1 protein-coding gene is annotated in these 1303 nt (G+C 71.4%); it reads right to left on the bottom strand.

Annotation, left to right across the window (positions count from 1 at the left end; all coding sequences use genetic code 11):
* Positions 1 to 1303: Clp protease N-terminal domain-containing protein (locus MOX02_RS30590; protein WP_147029508.1), on the bottom strand; the 1303-nt coding region annotated here is incomplete at both ends.

The raw sequence follows: 1303 nt of genomic DNA, 5'->3' as shown, positions 1-1303 counted from the left end.
GCTCCTTCTCGAGCCGCTGCAGGCGGTCGCGGGAGGCGGCGTCCGACTCCTTCTTCAGCGCCTCCGCCTCGATCTTCAGCCGCACGATCTCGCGGTCGACGTTGTCGAGCTCCTCGGGCTTCGAATCGACCTGCATGCGCAGGCGCGAGCCCGCCTCGTCGACGAGGTCGATCGCCTTGTCGGGCAGGAAGCGGTCCGTGATGTAGCGGTTCGAGAGCGTGGCGGCCGCCACCAGCGCCGAATCCTGGATGCGCACGCCGTGGTGCTGCTCGTACTTCTCCTTGATGCCGCGCAGGATCGAGACCGTGTCCTCGACGGTGGGCTCGGACACGAAGACCGGCTGGAAGCGCCGGGCGAGCGCCGCGTCCTTCTCCACGTGCTTGCGGTACTCGTCGAGCGTGGTGGCGCCGACGCAGTGCAACTCGCCGCGGGCGAGCGCGGGCTTCAGGAGGTTCGAGGCGTCCATGGCCCCGTCCGCCTTGCCGGCGCCGACGAGCGTGTGCATCTCGTCGATGAACAGGATGATGCCGCCCTCGGCCGCCTGCACCTCGGAGAGCACGCCCTTCAGGCGCTCCTCGAACTCGCCGCGGTACTTCGCGCCCGCGATCAGCGCGCCCATGTCGAGGGCGAGGAGGGACTTGTCGCGCAGCGATTCCGGCACGTCGCCGTTGACGATCCGCAGCGCCAGCCCCTCCACGATGGCGGTCTTGCCGACCCCGGGCTCGCCGATCAGCACGGGGTTGTTCTTGGTGCGCCGGGACAGGACCTGGATCGTGCGGCGGATCTCCTCGTCGCGCCCGATCACGGGGTCGAGCTTGCCCTCGCGCGCCGCCTCGGTGAGGTCGCGGGCGTACTTCTTCAGCGCGTCGTAGGCGTTCTCCGCGCTGGCGTTGTCGGCCGTGCGGCCCTTGCGGAGCGCGTTGATGGCCGCGTTCAGAGAGGCGGCGGTGACGCCCGCGGCGGCGAGCGCGCGGCCCGCCTCGGTGTCCTTCTCCACGGCGAGCGCGAGGAGAAGGCGCTCCACGGTCACGTAGGAATCGCCCGCCTTCTCGGCGGCCTTCTCGGCGGTGTCGAACAGGCGCACGAGCTCGCGCGTCGCCTGCGGGGGCGCCGCGTTGCCCGAGACCTTGGGCTGCTTGGCCATCCAGGCCTCGGCCTGGGCGAGCGCCACGCGGGACTGCCCGCCGGCACGGTCGATCAGGCCCGCGCACAGGCCCTCGGGGTCGTCGAGGAGGACCTTGAGCAGGTGGCCGGGCTGGAGCTGGGGGTGTCCCTCGCGCATCGCGAGGTTCTGCGCCGCCTG

It is taken from the genome of Methylobacterium oxalidis (genome assembly GCF_007992195.1).
GTDB classification, from domain to species: Bacteria; Pseudomonadota; Alphaproteobacteria; order Rhizobiales; family Beijerinckiaceae; genus Methylobacterium; species Methylobacterium oxalidis.
The sequence above is the reverse complement of the archived record's forward strand: the minus strand, read 5'-3'. Positions and strand labels throughout refer to the sequence as shown.